This window comes from Sapientia aquatica (genome assembly GCF_004358105.1).
Classification (GTDB): domain Bacteria; phylum Pseudomonadota; class Gammaproteobacteria; order Burkholderiales; family Burkholderiaceae_D; genus Solimicrobium; species Solimicrobium aquaticum.
Map to the genome: position 1 here is coordinate 13,030 of NZ_SMYL01000019.1, position 16,791 is coordinate 29,820.

Annotated in this window: 17 protein-coding genes; 11 read left to right on the forward strand and 6 right to left on the reverse strand. The window is 48.2% G+C overall.

What is annotated here, in order from left to right:
- Positions 1-223: 223 nt before the first annotated feature.
- From rnk to E2I14_RS18450, 7 genes are all read left to right on the forward strand, one after another.
- On the forward strand, positions 224-634 hold the full coding sequence (gene rnk, locus E2I14_RS18420; RefSeq protein WP_133331282.1) for a nucleoside diphosphate kinase regulator: 411 nt from the start codon (positions 224-226) through the stop codon (positions 632-634).
- A 308-nt stretch (positions 635-942) separates the two neighbouring features.
- On the forward strand, positions 943-1,593 hold the full coding sequence (locus tag E2I14_RS18425) for a YqgE/AlgH family protein (RefSeq protein ID WP_133331284.1): 651 nt from the start codon (positions 943-945) through the stop codon (positions 1,591-1,593).
- A gap of 30 nt (positions 1,594-1,623) precedes the next feature.
- Positions 1,624-2,022: a Holliday junction resolvase RuvX gene (gene ruvX, locus E2I14_RS18430; RefSeq protein WP_227544807.1), complete on the forward strand. Its 399-nt coding sequence runs from the start codon at positions 1,624-1,626 to the stop codon at positions 2,020-2,022.
- Positions 2,019-2,561, forward strand: a complete 543-nt coding sequence (gene pyrR / locus E2I14_RS18435; RefSeq protein WP_133331288.1) for a bifunctional pyr operon transcriptional regulator/uracil phosphoribosyltransferase PyrR — start codon at positions 2,019-2,021, stop codon at positions 2,559-2,561. Before ruvX ends, pyrR begins: the two co-directional genes overlap by 4 nt.
- Before the next feature lie 42 nt (positions 2,562-2,603).
- A complete protein-coding gene (locus tag E2I14_RS18440; protein WP_133331290.1) occupies positions 2,604-3,563 on the forward strand; it encodes an aspartate carbamoyltransferase catalytic subunit in 960 nt (319 codons plus the stop codon).
- Positions 3,564-3,577: 14 nt separating this feature from the next.
- On the forward strand, positions 3,578-4,855 hold the full coding sequence (locus tag E2I14_RS18445; RefSeq protein WP_133331292.1) for a dihydroorotase: 1,278 nt from the start codon (positions 3,578-3,580) through the stop codon (positions 4,853-4,855).
- A 94-nt stretch (positions 4,856-4,949) separates the two neighbouring features.
- Positions 4,950-5,693 (forward strand): lysophospholipid acyltransferase family protein, encoded by a 744-nt coding sequence (locus tag E2I14_RS18450; RefSeq protein ID WP_133331294.1) that lies wholly within the window; start codon positions 4,950-4,952, stop codon positions 5,691-5,693.
- Between the two features lie 31 nt (positions 5,694-5,724).
- On the opposite strand, the gene E2I14_RS18455 is transcribed toward E2I14_RS18450, so the two are convergent.
- Positions 5,725-6,993 carry a glycerate kinase type-2 family protein gene (locus E2I14_RS18455; RefSeq protein ID WP_133331296.1) on the reverse strand — a complete coding sequence of 423 codons (1,269 nt, stop codon included), beginning with the start codon at positions 6,991-6,993 and terminating at the stop codon, positions 5,725-5,727.
- A gap of 24 nt (positions 6,994-7,017) precedes the next feature.
- The gene (gene gloB / locus E2I14_RS18460; protein ID WP_133331298.1) at positions 7,018-7,815 is read right to left on the reverse strand and encodes a hydroxyacylglutathione hydrolase; all 798 of its coding nucleotides are present in this window, start codon (positions 7,813-7,815) and stop codon (positions 7,018-7,020) included.
- Between the two features lie 12 nt (positions 7,816-7,827).
- Here gloB and E2I14_RS18465 point away from each other — a divergent pair, with 12 nt between their 5' ends.
- Both E2I14_RS18465 and rnhA read left to right on the forward strand, forming a co-directional pair.
- The gene (locus E2I14_RS18465; protein WP_133331300.1) at positions 7,828-8,616 is read left to right on the forward strand and encodes a class I SAM-dependent methyltransferase; all 789 of its coding nucleotides are present in this window, start codon (positions 7,828-7,830) and stop codon (positions 8,614-8,616) included.
- Positions 8,617-8,635: 19 nt separating this feature from the next.
- A complete protein-coding gene (rnhA, locus tag E2I14_RS18470) occupies positions 8,636-9,070 on the forward strand; it encodes a ribonuclease HI (protein ID WP_133331302.1) in 435 nt (144 codons plus the stop codon).
- Positions 9,071-9,146: 76 nt separating this feature from the next.
- On the opposite strand, the gene tal is transcribed toward rnhA, so the two are convergent.
- The 4 genes from tal to fabI form a co-directional block, all read right to left on the reverse strand.
- On the reverse strand, positions 9,147-10,082 hold the full coding sequence (gene tal / locus E2I14_RS18475; protein ID WP_133331304.1) for a transaldolase: 936 nt from the start codon (positions 10,080-10,082) through the stop codon (positions 9,147-9,149).
- Between the two features lie 27 nt (positions 10,083-10,109).
- Positions 10,110-11,168, reverse strand: coding sequence for a selenide, water dikinase SelD (gene selD, locus E2I14_RS18480; protein WP_133331306.1), 1,059 nt, complete (start codon positions 11,166-11,168; stop codon positions 10,110-10,112).
- A gap of 189 nt (positions 11,169-11,357) precedes the next feature.
- Positions 11,358-12,809 carry a DEAD/DEAH box helicase gene (locus tag E2I14_RS18485; protein WP_133331308.1) on the reverse strand — a complete coding sequence of 484 codons (1,452 nt, stop codon included), beginning with the start codon at positions 12,807-12,809 and terminating at the stop codon, positions 11,358-11,360.
- Positions 12,810-13,374: 565 nt separating this feature from the next.
- Positions 13,375-14,154: an enoyl-ACP reductase FabI gene (fabI, locus tag E2I14_RS18490; RefSeq protein ID WP_133331310.1), complete on the reverse strand. Its 780-nt coding sequence runs from the start codon at positions 14,152-14,154 to the stop codon at positions 13,375-13,377.
- A gap of 1,201 nt (positions 14,155-15,355) precedes the next feature.
- Between fabI and E2I14_RS18495 the strand changes: the two genes are divergently transcribed.
- Together E2I14_RS18495 and E2I14_RS18500 are read left to right on the forward strand one after the other, a co-directional pair.
- A complete protein-coding gene (locus tag E2I14_RS18495) occupies positions 15,356-16,009 on the forward strand; it encodes an energy transducer TonB (protein WP_133331312.1) in 654 nt (217 codons plus the stop codon).
- Between the two features lie 127 nt (positions 16,010-16,136).
- Positions 16,137-16,791 (forward strand): MotA/TolQ/ExbB proton channel family protein (locus E2I14_RS18500; protein WP_133331314.1); only part of this gene is annotated, 655 nt, incomplete at its 3' end.

A 16,791-nucleotide genomic window follows, 5' to 3' on the forward strand; every position in this document is an offset into this window, starting at 1 on the left:
AAGTCAATTTTATTATCATAAATAAATTATTTTTTGTTATTTATGATAAAATCACACCTTTCGTTTTAATTGTTTTCGATCTAGTGGTTGATAAAACGCTGACGAAAAGCCTCATAAAAATCAATGCCTTGGGAACGAGTTCGGTAGTTTGTTCTATTAGCGCACAGCATTTACTGCCTTCATTCCACTCTAATTTTTACTACTTACATTAAGGGAAAACATCATGTCACCGAAACCGCCCATTATCGTATCGACCTTTGATTTTGAACGGATCGAGCAATTATTAGACTCCAGCGCTTTGCGCAATGAGGCCAGTGTTAAAGCGCTCGCATTGGAATTGGAACGCGCAGAATTAGTGGCGCCAGAAGAGATTCCTGCTGATGTGATTACGATGAATTCCAAGGCGCGTTTCATTGATGATGCGAGCGGGACAGAATATGACTTAACCTTGGTCTATCCGCATCACGCCAATTTGCCCGATTCGGTCTCAATCTTGGCGCCGGTTGGCAGCGCATTATTGGGTATGTCGGTTGGTCAGACGATTGAATGGCAGGTGCCGAGTGGGAAGAATGTTCAACTGCGGATTTTGGCGATTCTGTATCAACCAGAAGCGAATGGTGAATTCAATTTGTGAGGTGTGCTACGTATCAAATTTTTCATTTGGATTGGTTCGCATGCACTAGCTAAAAGCCGCCATTCTATAACTCGCTAACTGAAACAAAATTTAACTAAATTTCAGTACATTTTCTCTGGGAAATACTATGATGGTTAAAAGCTGTTGTGATTGTGAGCCACGAAATTGCTTAATGTGTTTAAAAAGTCAATTTTTGTGAGCGCAAAAGCGAGATTTTCAACGCCTACGGGTCGGTAAAACACGCCGTATTTATTGAAAAACTGCAATATTGAAAATAAAAAATCAAGTAGGAATGTTAAAATCGCACTATGAGACAGCATACTAAATCTTATCCAACATCGACCGACTCCGGTGCTGCGCCGGAGTCATCACGCCTGACCGATTTCATGCACTCATCTGAATTAAACCTAGTCAATCATTTTTTAATCGCCATGCCGTCAATGCAAGATCCCATGTTTAGCGGGACGGTGGTGTACATTTGCGAGCACAACGAGCGTGGCGCGTTGGGTGTAGTCATTAATAAGCCGACTGATATGAATATCGAAACGTTGTTTGATCGCATCAATATCGACATGGGCAGTGACATTTCGCCCGAAACCAAAAAGCTCGTCATGTTCGGCGGCCCAGTGCAAGAAGATCGCGGCTTCGTGTTGCATATCCCGTCGGGTGATTATTCCTCCACCATCAAAATCAGCGAGCACGTATCGTTCACCACATCGCGCGATGTGTTGGAAGCGGTTGCGCATGGCGTTGGCCCTAAACGCCTGCTGCTCTCTGTTGGCTATGCCGGTTGGAGTGCGGGCCAGTTAGAGCACGAAATTATCAATAACGGCTGGCTAACAGTTCCCGCCGATCCTGCTATTTTGTTTGAGTTACCGATTGAACAGCGCCTGGCTGCGGCCATTAAATTACTGGGTTTTGATCCCCTAATGTTATCCGGCGAGGCTGGACATGCGTAGAGCGCATCAAGTTAAAGGCAAGGAATGTCATTGAGTACTAGTCAAAACGTTACAATCCTTGCCTTTGATTTTGGTCTAAAACGCATCGGTGTTGCGGTCGGCAACACTTTCTTAAAACAAGCTCAAGCCTTAACGGTTATTTCAGCCGAATCCAATAACGCCAAATTTGACGCGATTGCCGCTCTTTTAAAAGAGTGGCAAGTCACCCACTGCGTCGTTGGCTTTCCCAGCCATCCTGACGGCGTAGAACACGAAATGAGCGCCCGTTGCCGCCGTTTTGCCAACCAATTAGAAGGCCGCTTCGGAGTTAGCACGACTTTGGTCGATGAACGGTATACTTCGGCTGTCATTCCGTCTAAGCGGGGTGATATCATTGACGCGCTATCCGCCGAGCTAATTTTGCAACAATATTTTGACGAGACATCATGAATCCGATTCAGCAGTTTGACGCAGAAGCCTTATATCCTGAATTAGCCAGACAAATCAAAGCCGCGCTACCCCAGCTAGACAATGTCGCCATCGTCGGCATTTATTCCGGCGGCGCTTGGCTCGCAGATCGTTTGGTTGTTGATTGCCAGATTAAGCAGCCGGTCGGTTATATCGACGTCTCATTTTACCGCGATGATTATGCCGCCAAAGGCTTGCACGCCGAAGTCAAACCAAGCCAAATTCCATTTTCTGTCGATGGCGCCACGATTATTTTGGTGGACGATGTGTTGTTTACAGGGCGCACCACGCGCGCGGCGATTAACGAATTATTTGACTATGGCCGACCAGCACAAATATTATTAGCCACCCTCGTGGATCGGGGCGGACGCGAGTTGCCTTATGCGGCCGATTTTGTGGCACAAAAGCTCAATTTACCGTTAAACCTGTCGCTGTTGTTAAAGCGCGAAGCAACCGCTGATCAAGCGGATCATTTGGTACTGAGTTTGATCGATAGCAAAGAACATAGCAGCGATATTTAACCAATTTACGACCGATAATTTTTGCCTACCTTAGCCCATAAAATGCATAATCCACAACTCAACCAGCACGGTGAATTGCAACATCTACTCACCACGGAAGGTCTGCCAAAATCCATCATTAATCACATCTTAGACACCGCCGAATCGTTTGTATCGATCGGAAATCGGGATGTAAAAAAAGTCCCTTTGATGCGCGGCAAAAGTGTGTTTAACCTGTTTTTTGAAAACTCAACCCGCACTCGCACGACCTTTGAAATTGCCGCCAAGCGTTTATCGGCTGACGTCATTAATCTCAACATCGCCGCCTCCAGCACCACCAAAGGCGAATCGCTCCTCGACACGATCGACAACTTAGCCGCCATGCAGGCCGACATGTTTGTGGTACGCCATTCGCAATCCGGCGCGCCGTATTTGATCGCTAAACATTTGCGCGACACCAAACAAGATCATGTGCACGTTGTCAACGCGGGGGATGGCCGACATGCCCATCCAACCCAAGGTTTGCTGGATATGTACACCATCCGGCATTACAAAAAAGATTTCACCCAACTCCGTGTCGCCATTATTGGCGACATTTTACATAGCCGCGTCGCACGTTCTGATATTCACGCACTGACCACGTTGGGCGTGCCCGAAGTACGCGCCATTGGCCCGCGCACATTGTTGCCGGGCGGTTTAGAGCAAATGGGCGTGCGGGTATTCACCGATATGGATGAAGGCTTAAAAGACGTCGATGTGATTATCACCTTGCGTTTGCAAAACGAACGCATGAGCGGCGCATTGCTGCCTTCGTCGCAAGAATTCTTCAAGAGCTACGGCTTGACGCCAGAGCGTTTAGCGTTAGCTAAACCAGATGCGATTGTGATGCATCCCGGCCCGATGAATCGTGGCGTGGAGATTGACTCAGCAGTGGCTGACGGCCCGCAAGCGGTGATTCTGTCGCAAGTGACATTTGGCATTGCTGTGCGTATGGCAGTGATGAGTATTTTGGCAGGAAACTAAGGGAAACTAGGCGAATGAAACTTCATATTAAAAATGGCCATGTGATCGATCCTTTAAACGATATCGATTCTCCGTTAGATGTGTTTATCGAGGCAGGAAAAATTGCGGGCGTGGGGCAAGCTCCCGAAGGTTTTGTAGCAGACCAAATCATTGATGCCAGCGACGCGTTTGTGACGCCCGGGTTAGTCGATTTGTGCGCTCGTTTGCGTGAACCTGGTTACGAATACAAAGCAACCTTGGAATCCGAATTGCGCGCTGCCGTGCATGGCGGGGTGACGAGTTTGGTGTGCCCCCCCGACACGGATCCGGTGTTAGATGAATCTGGTTTGGTCGGCATGTTAAAACAACGTGCCAAGGCGCAGCATTTAGCCCATGTCTATCCGCTCGGTGCATTGACCTTAGGTTTGAAAGGTAAAGAATTAACGGAGATGGCCGCGTTGACGGAAGCCGGCTGCGTTGGCTTTTCGCAAGCGGAAAATTTAATCGAAGACACCAACGTATTACTGCGCGCTATGCAGTACGCCAAAACGTTTGGCTACACAGTTTGGTTGCGTCCGCAAGACGCGCACATCGGTGTTGGCGGCGTGGCGCACAGCGGCGCGTTTGCATCGCGCATGGGTTTGTCTGGCGTTCCAGTAATGGCTGAGACCATTGCGCTGCACACGATTTTTGAACTGCAACGCTCTACTGGTGCGCGGGTGCATTTGTGCCGCATTTCTTCTGCCGCTGGTGTTGAATTAATTCGCCAAGCTAAACGCGAAGGCTTGGATGTGAGCTGTGATGTTGGTGCGCATCATTTGCATTTGTCTGATGCGGATATTGGATTCTTTGACGCCAACGCCCGTTTAAGCCCGCCGCTGCGCTCGCCGCGTGACCGCGATTCCTTACGTTTAGCCGTGTTGGACGGCACTATCGATGCGATTTGTTCCGACCATACGCCGGTCGATGACGATGAAAAACTACTCCCATTTGCCGAAGCGTCGCCGGGAGCTACTGGCCTAGAATTGCTGCTCTCATTGGCGGTGAAATGGGCCCAAGAAAGTCACGTCAATCTTCCGATAGCTATCGCTAAAATCACGAGCGACCCAGCGCGTGTAGCCGGAATTAACGCTGGTAAATTAAGCGTCGGCAGCAAAGCTGATCTGTGTATTTTCAATGTGGCGAGCGAATGGTTGGTGGAAGAAAAAGCGCTAGCCAGCCAAGGCAAGCACACACCGTTTTTGGGATACAGCTTGCCGGCTGTGGTGCAGTCAACGATAATCGGCGGCCACGTGGTGTATAGCCGCACGTAATTGGTTTGTTGGTCCCATTTGCTTGGGCAGGTTTGTTGATCGGGTAGCTTGAAGCTACCCGTTTTTAAATTAATCGATACTTTTTTGAATTGCTATGTTGAGCTCGCTGCGCTATTACTTCCAACTTTTCCGCGTTTTTGTCCATGTGACCAAAGGCTTGTCGATCTGCTTTTTTTTGTTTCCGTTTAGTGGACCTGAAAAGAAGAAAGACTATATCCAACGTTGGTCGCAACAGCTGCTGCCGATTTTTAATGTGCGCGTCAAAATGAATGCGACCGAGTTGCCTAAAGGCTCGGTTGTGATTTCGAATCATATTTCTTGGCTCGATATTTTTGTCGTAAATAGTTTTGCGCCATGCCGTTTTGTCGCGAAATCGGATATTCGCTCTTGGCCATTGTTGGGTTGGTTAGCCGAGCAAGCAGGTACGATTTATATCTCTCGCGGCAGCAAAGCAGACGTGAAACGAATTTATCAATATTTGATAGACCAAATCGAAGCAGGTGAGCGCGTGGCGTTTTTTCCTGAGGGGACAACGGCGTCTCAAGGTCAAGTGTTGCCGTTTCATGCCAATTTATTTGAAGCGGCCATCCACGCGAAAGTGGCGATTCAGCCGATTGCGATGCGTTACCTAACTGGCGCTGGCGAATTGCATAACGGGGTTGATTTTGTCGGCGACATGTCGTTTGCTGAAAGCATGAGTATCATTCTGCGCGGTGAGCCGGTGATTGCCGAGTTACAGATTTTGGATTTGCTTCCATCGGACGGTGCGCATCGACGTGATTTGGCAGCGTTATCGCGTCAGGCGGTAGCAGGTGCTTTGCACGTTGACATCAGCTAAGACAGATGAGCTGATCTGGTTTAAGCGCTAGTTATAAAATCAAAATAGCGCGGAAATCATTCACATTTGTGCGAGTCGGGCCGCTGACCACTAAATCATTTAACGCACTAAAAAAACCATAGCCGTCATTGTTATCCAGCAGGCTTCGCGCGCGTAGGCCAAGCTGTTCGGCTCGGTCAATTGAATCTGGTCGTAACAAAGCGCCAGCATTATCTTCCGAACCATCAATCCCGTCGGTATCGCATGCAATGGCGTAGATGCTGGGCTGACCTTCCAGCGTTACTGCAAGGCTGAGCAAAAATTCGGCATTGCGTCCGCCACGGCCAGAACCGCGAACAGTCACGGTGGTTTCGCCACCAGAAATCAGTACGCAAGGTCGGGCAAAAGGCTGCCCATGTTTAGCGATTTGTTTGGCAATCGCACCGTGCACCATGCCCACATCGCGGGCTTCACCTTCGATATTGTCGGACAGGATATAGGGCGTAATGCCCGCGTTGCGAGCTGCTTGTGCCGCGGCTTCTAAGGCTTCTTGTGCTGTCGCGATGATGTGGTGTTGATGACCACCAAAGCGCGCATCATCGGGTTTGGGAGTTTCGCCTTTGCCGGAACTTAAATGCTGTTCGATATTGCTCGGTACAGCGATCTGATATTTACGTAAAATCGCTAACGCTTGTGCGCAGGTGCTTGCGTCGGGCAACGTTGGTCCGCTGGCAATCACGTTGGCATCGTCGCCCGGCACATCGGAAATGAGCAGAGTGACCACGCGAGCGGGAGCGCAAGCTAACGCTAAACGGCCGCCTTTAATCGCCGACAAATGTTTGCGCACGCAATTCATTTCTGAAATCGCAGCACCACTTTTTAATAGCGCTTTGTTGATTGCCTGCTTTTGTTCGAGCGTGATTCCCTCGGCTGGCAAGGCCAATAATGCGGAGCCACCGCCAGAAATTAAGCACAATACCAAATCATCCTCGGTCAGTCCTTGCACCAATTGCAGAATGCGCGCCGCCGCTTGGCGACCTGCTTCATCGGGCACTGGATGCGCCGCTTCGACGACCTCAATCTTTTTGCAGTCGGCGCCATGTCCATAGCGAGTAACGACCAAGCCCGATAACTCGCCTTGCCAATGCGCCTCTACCACTTTCGCCATGGCTGCTGCACCTTTTCCTGCACCGATAACGACGGTTCTGCCTTTGGCGGGCGGATTGGGCAGAAAGTGGGGCAGACATTTTTTTGCGCTGACAGCATCGACCGCGCTGTGGTACAGATTAAGCAAAAATTGCGATGCTTCGCTTGAGTTCATCTTGGTTATGTCGTGAAGGGTGAATTAAAAAGTATTTTTCCAGCCGCGTACCGCCGCAAAAACCGAAACCGGATCGGTCTTGTCACCTAATTTACCCGCAGCTTGCAGCGTTTGAATAATGTCCTCGGAATCTGAGCGCAAAAATGGATTGGTGGCGATCTCGGTGGCAATTTGACTTGGCACAGTGGAGATATTGTTCGCACGCTGCTCGGTAACTTGTTTAAATCGCGTTTGCAAAGCTGGATTATTTGGTTCTACCGCAACGGCAAAGCGTAAATTGGAGAGCGTGTATTCGTGCGCGCAAAACACTTTGGTCTCGCTTGGAAGTGCCGCTAGCTTTTGCAACGAGTGCAGCATTTGCTCTGGTGTGCCTTCAAACAAGCGTCCGCAGCCACCGGCAAATAATGTGTCGCCGCAAAATAAACTGGCTAATTGCGCGCAGTAGTAGGCAATGTGGGTGGAGGTGTGACCTGGGACGTCGATGACGTTAAATTGCAAATCGAGTTCGGCGATCGAAATGGTATCGCCGTCACGACAGCCTTGGGTAATGGCCGCAATTCGACCACTTTGTTGATCTGCCAACGCGCCATACACGGGAATCGATTTTGGTGAATTATTTAGCAACTCGGCCACGCCGCCGATGTGGTCGGGATGATGATGAGTGAGTAAAATAGCGCTTAATTGCAATTGATGCTGATTTAAATAGGCTTGCACAGGAGCGGCATCGCCCGGATCAACGATAATAGCGTTTGTGCCGTTATGGATTAACCAAAGATAATTGTCATCAAACGCGGGGATTTGTTGGATTTGAATGTTTGTCATGTTGAGATGGGTATGAAAGAAAAAGTTAACCAAAACTGTAACATAGACAGCACTAACTGGCAGGAATGGCACCAGTGGCTGCGTCAGCCATCAGGCAACTACATTCGCGCTTGGGAACAAAACCTGCTCGACACATTGACGGTGGATATTTTTGGTTTCAATGCGGTGCAAATTGGGATGCCGCAAATGGATTGTTTGGCGGCTTCGCGCATGCCTAAAAAATGGTTATCAAACGACACCATTATTGCCAATTCACCACGAAAAATCGCCTTACTTCACGACTTTGCCGAACTGCCGTTTGATTCCCAAAGTATCGATTTGGTGGTGCTGCCGCACGTATTAGAATTCGCCCGCGAACCGCATCAAGTTTTGCGTGAAGTAGAGCGCGTATTGATTCCCGAGGGGCGCTTAATTATTTGCGGCTTCAACGCTACCAGTTTGTGGGGCGCGCGCCAAGCTATCGGTCGAATGGCTGGCCGCTATTATTTGCCGCGCTCAGGCGACTTCATCAGTTTGTCGCGTTTAAAAGATTGGTTAAAGCTGTTGAATATGGAAGTTGATCGCGGACATTTTGGCGGCTATGCGCCGCCCATCGATAGCGAGAAATGGCTGCAACGCTTTCATTTTATTGAAGGTGTGGGCGAGCGCTGGTGGCCGTATATGGGAGCGGTTTATGTGGTGCAAGCGATCAAGCGTGTCAAAGGTATGCACTTAATTGGCCCAGTTTGGAAGCAAAAAAAACTACGTGTGCCGAACGCCGTTCCGGTCACCAACCGCCATCATTCAGAGCGCGCGGATTAATAACCCAATTAAAAAATACATGGATCAAATTCACATCTACACAGACGGCGCCTGTAAAGGCAATCCCGGCCCGGGCGGTTGGGGTGCCTTATTAGTCGCCGGCGACAAAGAAAAAGAATTGTGCGGCGGTGAAGCCAATACCACCAATAATCGCATGGAATTGATGGCCGTTATTCAAGCGTTATCCGCGTTAAAACGTCCCTGCCACGTCATCATGCACAGCGACAGTCAATACGTCTTAAAAGGCATCACCGAATGGTTAGCTGGATGGAAGGCAAAGGGCTGGAAAACCGCCTCCAAAGCGCCGGTAAAAAACGTCGATTTGTGGCAAGCATTGGATGCCGCAACGACTCAACATCAGATTGAATGGCGTTGGGTGAAAGGCCATTCCGGACATCCCGGTAATGAGCGCGCGGATCAGTTAGCCAATCGCGGCGTTGAGCAATTAGGTTAAGTGGGCGACTATCAAAAAGGCCGCTAGTTTTTCGCGAACTAGCGGCCTTTTTATGTGCGGTAAGTGACGCTAAAAATTAACGCAGTGATGCAACCAATTGTTCCAATTTGACGGTATCGGCACAGAACAAACGAATCCCTTCTGCCAATTTCTCCGATGCCATCGCGTCATTATTAACAGCCAAACGGAAGCTGGCTTGATTGAGTTTGATCTCGTTTAAGTCGCTCGCGTGCGCCGCTTCCACAGTTAATTTGGTTGGCACTGGATTAGTGGAATCGCTTAATTTTTGCAATAAATCTGGACTAATGGTGAGCAAATCGCAGCCAGCTAATTCGGTAATTTGGCCGGTGTTTCTAAAGCTCGCGCCCATGATTTCGGTTTTAAATCCGAACTTGCGGTAGTAGTTATAGATCTGCTTAACCGACAACACGCCAGGATCGTTTTCCGAGCTGTATTCTTGGCCGGTATTTTTCTTGTACCAGTCATAAATACGCCCGACAAATGGGGAAATTAATTGCACACCAGCCTGCGCGCAAGCGACCGCTTGTTCTAGGGAGAACAGCAAGGTCATGTTGCAGTGTATTCCTTCTTTTTCCAAAATTTCAGCGGCTTGTATACCTTCCCAGGTGGACGCGATTTTAATCAAAATGCGTTCGCGCTTGATTCCTGCTGCTTCGTACAGAGCGATTAAGTGCCGGCCTTTGGTGACAGTGGCGGCGGTATCAAACGACAATTGCGCGTCGGTTTCAGTTGATACGCGACCAGGAATCAAGGCTAAGATTTGCAGGCCAAAGGCGATCAATAAATGATCAATGATCTCGCCAGTCGATGCGTTGGGATGTTGGGCGATGACTTGGGTCAGCAAGGGTAAATATTCTGGTTTCTGAACCGCTTTTAAAATCAACGATGGATTGGTCGTCGCATCCTGCGGCGCGAAGATTTTCATTGATTGAAAATCGCCTGTATCGGCAACCACGGTGGTCACTTTTTTGAGTTGTTCGAGTTGATTCATGATGAGTTAGTAGGTTAGAAAATAAAATTAAGCAGTCACGATGATATGTGGTGCTGTCGATTGCGTTCTTTCTTGCAGTTCACCGATGACGGCCGCTTGCGCGAAGCCGTTTGTGTGGAATAGTGCTAACACATCTGCTACAGCCTCAGGTCGAACTGATACCAAAAGACCGCCAGAGGTTTGTGGGTCGCTCAAGATGTGTTGAGTCGTCAGATCTACGCCATTTTCGAGCGTAACTTCGTGCCCATAAGCTGCCCAGTTTCGACCAGACGCGCCAGTGATGCAGCCGCTTTTGGCTAAGTCATTGGCTTGCTGCAACAATGGAATCTGCGCCACCGATAAACGTGCTGTGAGTTCAGAAGCGCGGGCGACCTCCAATAAATGCCCTAATAAGCCAAATCCGGTGACATCGGTAATCGCCCCAATGTCTGACAAGCTCGCGAGCTCAGCACCGGGTTTATTAAGTTGCGTGGTGGTGCGGATCATTTCTTCGTAACCAGCTTGATTCAACATGCCTTTTTTCAGCGCAGCGGAGAGAATCCCGACGCCCAATCCTTTACCCAAAATTAACTTGTCGCCTGCGCGAGCATCGGCATTACGTTTGACTTTGGATGGATGGACTAAGCCCAAAACGACTAGGCCGTAGATCGGTTCGACCGAATCAATCGTGTGTCCGCCTGCAATCGGAATTCCTGCTTGAGCGCAAATCGTGGCGCCGCCCTCGAGGATTTTGCCGATCACATCCAAGGGTAATTTGTTGATCGGCATGCCGACCAAAGCCAGCGCCATAATCGGTGTCCCACCCATGGCGTACACGTCCGAGATGGCGTTGGTAGCGGCGATTCGACCAAAATCAAACGGGTCGTCCACAATCGGCATGAAGAAATCGGTGGTGGCGATTAAGGCTTGTTCGTCGTTGAGCTTGTAGACGGCAGCGTCGTCGGAGTTTTCGATTCCCACCATGAGTTGTGGTGGAATGGGAAAGCCGCTAGTACCGCGCAAAATATCGGCTAAAACGCCGGGCGCGATTTTGCAGCCGCAGCCGCCGCCGTGTGAAAACGAGGTTAATTTGATGGGTTCGCTCATGGCTCGCTAATAATGATGTAAAAGTGCTTCGGTTCAGATATTAATCCGATAAGAAGCGCTATTTTAAGCCTTCATTGCAAGCCGCGATTAAATTAAACGCAAATCGAGCGCCGTTAAAGCAAAAAACGACTACATTTGCATGCAGTCGTTTTTTGGTTGGGTAAAACTTAAGCTAGCTGAGTCGCAATATTAACGATCGCTGAATGAGCGACGTGAACCTTCGCTAGAGCGATTGCCTTTGTAGCCGCCGCCTTCTTTATTGAATCCACCTTCACGCGCAGGAGTCGCGTTTGGCTTGCTAAACGTGCGCTGCGCTGGTTTGCCGCTGCCAGCATAACCGGTGCCAGTGCCTGAACGGCTATTGGAACGACCGTCGCCTGGTTTCCAACCACCCGGTTTTGCCGATGAACGCGGTGCTGCGCTGCGTTTGGCTTCAAAACCTACGACGACTTCGACTGGAATCAACTGTTTAGTGAAGCGTTCGATACGCTTTACGTTCATGCTTTCGGCGTGATTTACCAAGGAAATGGCAACACCATTGCGGCCAGCACGACCAGTACGACCGATGCGATGCACGTAGTCTTCTGGGAATTTCGGCAAATCGTAGTTGAATACGTGAGTAATTGCCGGAACGTCAATTCCGCGTGCTGCGACGTCAGTTGCCACTAAAACGCGCACTTGGCCACGACGCAAGCCATCTAAAGTGCGGTTACGTGCGCCTTGATGCATGTCGCCATGCAAGGCTGCGGCGGCAAAGCCAGCGATATTTAAACGATCAGCGATCGTATCGGCATCGCGTTTAGTGGCGGTGAAAATAACGGCTTGATCCAGCGTCTCATCGCGCAACAAATGATCCAATAAACGATTTTTGTGCGACATATCGTCAACAAAATGCACTTTTTGCGTAATGTTTTCGTGTTTTGCGCTAGAACCTGCGATTTGGATAATCATTGGATTGTTAGTGATACGGCGCGCCATGTTACCGACAACACCATCCAACGTTGCCGAGAACAGCATTGTTTGACGTGTTGTTGGGGTCGCATCAACGATTTTTTCGATATCGTCAATAAAGCCCATGTCCAACATGCGATCCGCTTCATCTAAAACCAAAATTTCTAATTCAGAGAAATCGATCTTGCCGGATTCCATGTGGTCAATTAAACGACCTGGCGTTGCGACCAAGATTTCTGGATTTTTGGACAGCAATTGCATCTGTTTTGGGTAAGGCATACCACCCAAAATCGACACAGCGCGGATGCGGCGCATAAAAATACCGTATTTATCGGTAGCTGTTGTAACTTGCAAAGCCAATTCACGTGTTGGGGTTAGGACCAACATCTTTGGTTTTGCAGCTTGAAAACGTGGACGATCGCCGCGTGAGCGAGCTGATTGACGTTCTTGGTTAGGTGTTTTTGCGCCAGCAGCAGGAGCGTCGTATTGAGCGTCGCTAGCAAATTTATGCAATGCAGGCAGCATAAATGCAGCGGTTTTACCAGAGCCAGTCTGGGAGGAAACCAATAAATCGCGGCCAGCAATGGCGGCTGGAACAGCTTGTTGCTGCACTGGCGTTGGCTTGGTGTAGCCAGCTTCAGTCAATGCTTTTAATAGGGATGCGTGTAGACCAATTTGTTCAAATGTCATGCTTTTCTTTCGTGAGTGCGTACTAAATCTGTACTAAATACAGCGCATCAAATGATGTGCCGCGCAGCAGCGCCAACCAAACGAAATAATGAAAGACATGAAATAAGCATTACGCGCATCAAAATAATGCGCGAACAAATATTTAACCAACATACCAAGAACGGTATGAAAAAGTTGAGTTGTCTTTAACAATGAAATTTCGGCACAAAAAGCTTTGCGCCGGGACGATGTCTAACCAACTGACATACAAGGCGGGGGGCTTTTTATAGCGTAATCCAACACGGTAATGAATACGTTGGTACGCAAGGGTTCGCGATGCTACTTCAATGTTGCCGCTGCTAGAATATTGCAGCGCACAAAGAACTATACAGGATTTCGTTCTGGAATGCACCAAGTTTCTGCGGAAGAATAAATAAACCCTTGAATTAATTGAGTTTGTTTCCTTGGGGGAATCTATTTACTGGACGCAGATGAATCTATGGTGATGTGTGCACAAAATAAAAAAGCAGTTGGATGGCCTTCAATAAAAACGCCATCCAACTGCTTTCAAAGCAAGTTAATGAAATTATTCCGCCGCTAACGCCACGTGAGAGAAACCACCGTCCACATAAATAATTTCACCGGTGATGCCGCCAGATAACGGCGAGAGCAAGAATGCGGCGGTATTGCCTACATCATGAATAGTGACGTTGCGACGTAATGGGGCCATTTGCGCAGCGATACCTAATAATTTACTAAAGTCTTTAATGCCTGCAGCCGCCAAGGTTTTGATCGGGCCAGCAGAAATTGCATTCACGCGCACGCCATCTTTACCCATTGCCTCGGCTAAATAGCGCACACTGGCTTCGAGGGAAGCCTTGGCTAATCCCATGGTGTTGTAGTTAGGAATCGCACGCATTGCACCAAGGTAAGTCAGGGTGATCAGCGCGGCATCAGCACTTAACATAGGCTGTGCTGCTTTAGCTAAAGCAGGGAAGCTGTAGGCTGAAATGTCGTGTGCGATTTTGAACGACTCACGCGACAAACCTTCAAGGAAGTTGCCAGCAATTGCTTCGCGCGGGGCAAAGCCAATGGCATGTACTAAGCCGTCTAATTTATCCCAAGATTTACCCAAATCAGCAAAAACAGCATTAATTTGTTCATCGCTGCCAACGTCGCAGTCAAACACTAATTTACTGTCGAATTCAGCGGCGAATTCAGTAATACGATCTTTGAAGCGTTCGCCAACATAAGTAAATGCCAGTTCAGCACCTTCGCGCTTGCAGGCATGGGCAATCCCATATGCGATTGAGCGGTTTGAAAGTAATCCGGTGATTAGAATTTTTTTGCCTTGCAGAAATGCCATAGTGACTCCAGTCGCATGCCCAATTCCGCATTATTTAGCAGTTAATGCGCGGGCTGTTAGCAGTAGAAAAAAGTGTTTGTCGGTCGTTTTTATTATTACCGCGCAGATTGTAGGGCTTTGCCAAGGCTTCGGCAACTATTCTTATCATTGGTGTAAGCGCGCAATTCGGGAGGTGCGCGATCAATTTAGTTGGTTTGTCGTTGATCAAAGTTGGGCCAGTTTTTCGTTGAAAAACCATAAAATTAAAGTTACTCACTTTCAATTGTCTGCAACTAAACATGTGCAGTTAATCATTTAGGATGAAAAACTAGCCGAATAGAATCAATGTCAATTGCTCTAGGGACATGTAATTCAAGCGCTTACTACTAATAACTACTACTGTGGTCTTGAGCTTGCGTGCATTCCAGGGTTGTGAAAGAACACATCAATTCAAGTTGTCACTAGGCTTCGTTAATTAGTAGCTTGGTTGAATTGGTCGCGCTGGCGCTTTGTTTATACATGGGAAACTTTTTGGCGCTTGGTAATAATTTATAGAAAATCTTCGGAATTTTTATAATTACTAATCCCTTGTATTTTTTGCTTTAATTGTGTTTCAGGCTTGTTGCGACGCATTATTTATTCTGAAAGTCTGAAAGCGCCTAAATGGGCGAATTTTCTAAAAATGATTAACAAAATTTGGCTGAGAAGCTTCTCTTGCTATGAATGTTTATCTTGCTGGGAATGTGTTTTGTGCTTTCTGGTTTGAATGTTGCATTGCAATAATTTGGATGCAAAATTATAGCGTTCAAAATAGATAAAATTTGGCGGGAAGTTTCATCTTTCGCTCAGTTTCCGTGCTTGACACAACGTGGCTTGAAGTGGTTCTATGCGGCTGGAGATTTTGTGTCGATCCACTTTGGGATCGATTTCGCACCAAATAAAATCAGCTAGGTTTGCCAAAGCTAGTCAGGCGAAGCGCTATATTTTTATTGATTAATATATCGAAAAGCCTATATTCAGTTAATCGGTTATATAAGTTTCAACGATAATATTTTTGTTGAATCAAAGCACGAAAATGTTAGTTTTTGAACTTATTTGTGGTTAAAATATGCGGCTTCGGTAATTGAGCCGTAAGCAGCAAAAGTAAAAAAGCAGTTATAAAGTGCGCCAAGTCTAGGTGATCAGATCGGGCGTAAATATTAAGTAGTGTTGGAGGGATAGTATGGATTTTTCAGAACGAGGGCAGGATCCGACCAAGAAGATGGTAGGTATCTCTGTTGTAGTATTGGTTCATGCGATAGTGATTTATGCGTTGCTCAATGGATTGGCGACGCAAATTGTTGCTGTAATCAAAGATTTGCCTATTGAAACAAAAGTCATTGAAGAGGTGAAGCCACCGCCACCACCGCCAGATGCACCGCCGCCACCACCAAAACTGGCCGCGCCACCACCACCGTTTATTCCTCCACCGGAAGTGCAAGTAGCAGTACAACCGGTCCAGAATACGATTTCGGCTGTGTCGAATGTACAGCCGCCGCATCAAGACATGCACCCGCAGCCAGTAGCACCGGCAGCTAAGCCAGCACCGGGTCCATCGGTTGTGAAAGCGGTTGTGGATTTCAGTACGTGTGACAAGCCGGACTATCCGCGCAACTCATTGCGTAACGAAGAGCAAGGCACGGTACGTATCCAGTTCTTAATTGGCTTGGACGGACGGGTTGCGGATTCGAAGATCGAGAAGTCATCTGGCTTCCGTGCTTTGGACGCTGCGGCAAAGAATGCGCTGAGTTTGTGTAAGTTCAAACCTGGCTCAGTTGATGGAAAACCACAGCAATCATGGACTGCCGTGGATTACGTGTGGAAATTGCCGGATTAAGTCGTTTGCTGCTGCGGTATGAATAATGCGGTAGCGGCAGAAAAAATCGACCAAAATGATTCGGCACATGATGGTCATCTTTTACACCTATTTGATTTGAAATTAATTTTTAAGGAAGTCTTTAATTATGAAAAACAGCGTATCTACCACTATTTCTGCGCTCTTCGCGGCAATCGTTTTGTCCGCCAGCGCGGTAAGTTTTGCTGCTGATACACCAGCAGCCGCTCCAGAAGCAGCCCCAGCTGCTGCCGCTCCAGCCGCCTCCGCTGCTGCTCCAGCTGCCCCAGAAGCTGCCGGCCCAGCTGCCGCTGCTGCCACACCAGAAGAAACAACCGAAGCAGTGAGCAATCCATACGGTTTAGAAGCCCTGTGGAAAGGCGGCGATTTCATCGCTCGCGGTACGTTGTTCATCTTGACCGTGATGTCCATGGGTAGCTGGTACATCCTGATCACTAAATTGATCGACCAAGTTAAATTGGGCGGCCAAGCTAGCGAAGCCAAAAAATCGTTCTGGAAAGCCGCAACAGTACAAGCTGGTGTTACTAGCTTGAAAGCAGGCAGCCCATTCCGCTTCATCGCTGAAACAGGCGTGAAAGCATCGGAACACCACGATGGCGCGTTGTTAGAAAAAATCGATTTGAACGAATGGATCACTATGTCGATTCAACGTGCAGTAGAAAAAATCCAAAGCCGTTTGCAAGATGGTTTAGCGTTCTTGGCGACTGTTGGTTCAACAGCACCGTTCGTTGGTTTGTTTGGTACCGTTTGGGGTATTTATGGCG